The sequence below is a fragment of the Pseudoalteromonas sp. TAB23 genome, from assembly GCF_000498075.1.
Taxonomy (GTDB): Bacteria; Pseudomonadota; Gammaproteobacteria; order Enterobacterales; family Alteromonadaceae; genus Pseudoalteromonas; species Pseudoalteromonas arctica.
Genome location: NZ_AUTP01000269.1, coordinates 1 through 3,936, shown reverse-complemented (window position 1 = coordinate 3,936; position 3,936 = coordinate 1). Strand labels below are relative to the sequence as shown.

The window sequence follows — 3,936 nt, the reverse complement described above, 5'->3', positions numbered from 1 at the left end:
GAACTTAAAAAGCAAATCCAACGCATTGAATTAGAAAAGGATATATTAAAAAAGGCTACCGCTCTCTTGATGTCCGACTCCCTGAACAATTCTCGTTAATTGAGAAACTAAATCAACGAGAGCGTTACCCAATTAGCGTGCTGTGTAACGTATTCAATGTGCATCGTAGCAGCTATAAATATTGGGCTATAAGGGATACAACGCCGACACTAGAACAAATAAGGCTAGAGGCTGAAGTTAGAGCAATACATGCAATGAGCGGCGGCTCAGCTGGGGCGCGGACAATCGCGGCAATAGCAACGAACAATGATTTTGAATTGAGTCGTTATCGTGCTGCTAAGCTAATGGTTAAATTAAAGCTTGAAAGCTGCCAAGTACCTCAACATTCATATAAACGCGGCGGTAATGAGCACCTTGAAATTCCAAATCTGCTTGATAGACAATTTGATGTTGTTGAGCCAGATACCGTGTGGTGCGGTGATGTGACGTATATTTGGGTAGGTAATCGCTGGGCTTATTTAGCCGTTATTATTGATTTATTTGCACGTAAAGTAGTTGGCTGGGCCATGTCGTTGTCGCCAGATACTAATTTAACGCTAAAAGCGCTTGAACTCGCGTATGAAAGCAGAGGAAAACCGACAGGACTGATGTTTCATTCAGACCAGGGTAGTCACTATACCAGTTTAAAATATCGTCAACGTTTATGGCGCTATAAAATCAAACAAAGTATGAGTAGGCGTGGAAACTGTTGGGATAATGCACCAATGGAGCGATTTTTTAGAAGCTTTAAAACGGAATGGATGCCAAAGGTTGGATATGGAAATTTTATAGATGCTAAATATAGCGTTAGTGATTATATCAACGGATATTACAACAACGTTAGGCCACATCATTATAATGCCGGTTTAGCCCCAAATGAATCTGAGGTTAGATGCCAAGATTCTAAAACTGTGGCCAAAATTAGTTGACCACTACATCTTTAAAGCCAGAGCAGATGCGCTTGATGAGTGATTTACTTTCTAGAAGAAGGCAGTTAATGGATATGCAAACGATGGAGAAAAATCGTTCACAGATAATGCCAAAAACAATATCATCACTAATAAAACCTATCCTAACGGCATTAAAAAATCAGATTGAAAAAGTAGATTTGAAACTACAAAAACTCATCAAAGAATGTGACGAATATAAGGTCAAGAATGACATTATTCAAAGTGTGCCTGGCGTTGGTAATGTTGTCGCGTTTAACTTACTTAGTGACATGCCTGAGCTTGGGTGTGTAAACAATAAAGAGGCTGCATCACTGGTTGGTGTTGCACCATTTAATCGAGAAAGTGGTGCTTATCAAGGTAAACGGATGATACGAGGTAGACGGCCAAAAATTAGAACCGCAATGTATATGGCAATGATGTCAGCTATCCAATGTAACCCTAAATTTAAAGCTATTTATCATCNAGGGAAACCTAAAAAAGTGGCTATTATTGCCTGTATAAGAAAGCTTATAGTAATCATAAATTCTATGGTGAGGGATGGTGTCATGTGGGATCCTAAAATGGTTTGAAATTAGGAATTGACACCATAGTCACTTGTTAAATGCCGTCCCCCCATAACTCATAGGTTAACTTAGTAGCGGAAATCTCTTTACAACCACTTCGGTCAGTACCTGACCACAGTGGAGTAAAATCTGATTTACCTTGGGATTCAGCTTTTGATCTCAAAGGACCAATAGCTATAGATGCATAAGGAAACTCTGGCGCTTTACTCGTAATAAAATTTAACTCTTTCATTATTTTATTAGTAATACCTCTCGCCAATCGACCTGAGAATATATTAGTTAAAGCGGTTACGCTGTTTTTTGATTTTATTGCTTGCCTGTGAATAGCACTTGTTTTCGCCTCATCGCATAACAAGTAAGAAGTTCCAACTTGAACTCCTGACGCACCTAGCCTTATCATTTCTTTGATATCTGTGCTTGTAGCTATTCCACCTGCAGCAACAACTGGTACAGATAATTCATGTTTTAAGCAAGCTACAAGTTCTAACGTCGGAAGTTGAGTTGATGCGTCCGAAGTCATGAACATACCTCTATGACCTCCAGCTTCATAGCCCTGAGCAATGACAATATCAGCTCCATTTTCCTCTAGCCACACTCCTTCTTCCTTGGTCGTAGCTGAAGAAATTATAACTGTTCCCCATGACTTTATTCTTGTTACAAGCTCTGCGGATGGAAGACCAAAATGAAAGCTAAGTATTGGTGGTTTATGGGGCTCTATTGCATCAGCAAGGTTTGCATCAAAAGGAACCCTTAAGCCAGAAATTTCGTTTAGAGGCTTGATCGAAAAAGACTCGTAGTACGGTAAAAGCTGCTCTTCCCATGCTTCAAGTGCCTGATGATTTATCTCAGGCATTTTGTGACAAAAAAAGTTTAAGTTGTAAGTTTTATTTGAGTGTTTTCTGAAATTTATAATCTCGAATAAGACCTGATCTTTAGTCAGCATTCCACAAGGAATAGAGCCAAGCCCACCAGAGTTTGATACTGCTGCAGCCAACTCCCAGTTTTGTACTCCAGCCATTGGAGCTTGAATTATTGGCTTTTCAATACCGAGGATACTGCATAGATTCATAATTATTCTTCCTGAATGCGATATATTTTATTTAGGCATTTAACGCCGTATTAGCACTCTGATTTAAAGTAATGGCTTTGAAGCTTTTGAAGCCCTTTACCCACCAAAACGATAACTATAGAGCCAATTAATACTGGCGTCACCAAAAATAACCAACTTTGCCCTGAAAGCATTATTAAAATTGGATTAGCTCCCGCAGGTGGATGAGTGGTTTTTGAAACTAACATACTCGTAACTCCTAAACCTGTTGCTAAAGCTATTGTTAACGGTGTTACATCTACATATTGATAAAATAATATTCCAATAAAGGCAGTAATTAAATGCCCAAAAATTACATTTTTGGCTTGAGCTAATGGGCTATCTGGCACTCCAAACACAAGTACAGTAGTTGCACCAAATGGAGCCATTATTAAAACAATATCATTAAAATTAGTTTCAGTTAATGACAATAAACCAATAGCAATAAATGCACCAAAACCAGCAATTACAGCTAATAAATAACGATTCATAAATACCTCACAAAAAAAAGTAGAACAACCTGTCTACCTTGTTAGTGTAGACAACTCGTTCTACTCATGTCAATATTATATTGATAATTTTATGGAGCTTATTATGAATCAAAAGCGAGAGTTGTTATTAAAAACCGCATTAGAGCTGTTTTATCAACATGGCGTTAACTCAATTGGAATAAATGAAGTTATAAAAGTATCAGGTATTGCAAAAAAAACCTTATACAGTCATTTTGATGGGAAAAATGATTTAGTCATTGCGACGCTGGGAAAAAGACACTTCATTTTTATAAATTGGTTAAAATCTAAATTAGAAAAGACCACAAATGATCAAGAATTAATTAATGTACTTTTTGCATCATTACAAAGCTGGTTTATAGGAAATGAACCTGAACTGGGTGATTTTAGAGGTTGTTTTTTTATAAATACATCGGCTGAGTTTAGCGATCCAAAAAGTGAAATATCTTGTTATTGTCGTTACCATAAAGATCAAGTACGTCAACTTATTAAAAGTAAATTAACTAATAATTCAGAAGATCTTTTAAATACTATTTGTTTACTAAAAGAAGGCGTGATTGTAACCGCATATATGACAGGAAAAAGTGCTGATATGATTCAAAGTACTTTGAAAATCTTACAACGCCATTGAGTGCTAACGAGCCTGTAGATTAACTCGTTTTTAAATTTGTTTTTATTGATAAACAAACCATAGCTGAGTTCCTATTTTGGTTCAATTGATTACTGTATTTTTACGCAGAATATAGAAGTGTTTGATATTGTTTTAATTGGCGTTTTGGAAGGGATTA

3 protein-coding genes and 2 pseudogenes are annotated in these 3,936 nt (G+C 36.9%); 3 read left to right on the top strand and 2 right to left on the bottom strand.

All coding sequences use genetic code 11. The features are described from left to right. Positions 1 to 968: pseudogene (locus tag L654_RS1000000127645) on the top strand (IS3 family transposase); the annotation flags it as partial. After that, positions 968 to 1,558, top strand: a pseudogene (locus tag L654_RS1000000127640) (transposase); the annotation flags it as partial. The pseudogenes L654_RS1000000127645 and L654_RS1000000127640, both read left to right, overlap by 1 nt. Positions 1,559 to 1,586: 28 nt before the next feature. Here L654_RS1000000127640 and L654_RS0116220 read toward each other — a convergent pair. Continuing rightward, the gene (locus tag L654_RS0116220; protein ID WP_024589687.1) at positions 1,587 to 2,621 is read right to left on the bottom strand and encodes a nitronate monooxygenase; all 1,035 of its coding nucleotides are present in this window, start codon (positions 2,619 to 2,621) and stop codon (positions 1,587 to 1,589) included. A 50-nt stretch (positions 2,622 to 2,671) separates the two neighbouring features. Then, positions 2,672 to 3,130 (bottom strand): HPP family protein, encoded by a 459-nt coding sequence (locus L654_RS0116215; RefSeq protein WP_024589688.1) that lies wholly within the window; start codon positions 3,128 to 3,130, stop codon positions 2,672 to 2,674. A 103-nt stretch (positions 3,131 to 3,233) separates the two neighbouring features. On the opposite strand from L654_RS0116215, the gene L654_RS0116210 reads away from it, so the two are divergent. After that, on the top strand, positions 3,234 to 3,779 hold the full coding sequence (locus L654_RS0116210) for a TetR/AcrR family transcriptional regulator (protein WP_024589689.1): 546 nt from the start codon (positions 3,234 to 3,236) through the stop codon (positions 3,777 to 3,779). Positions 3,780 to 3,936 lie beyond the last annotated feature (157 nt).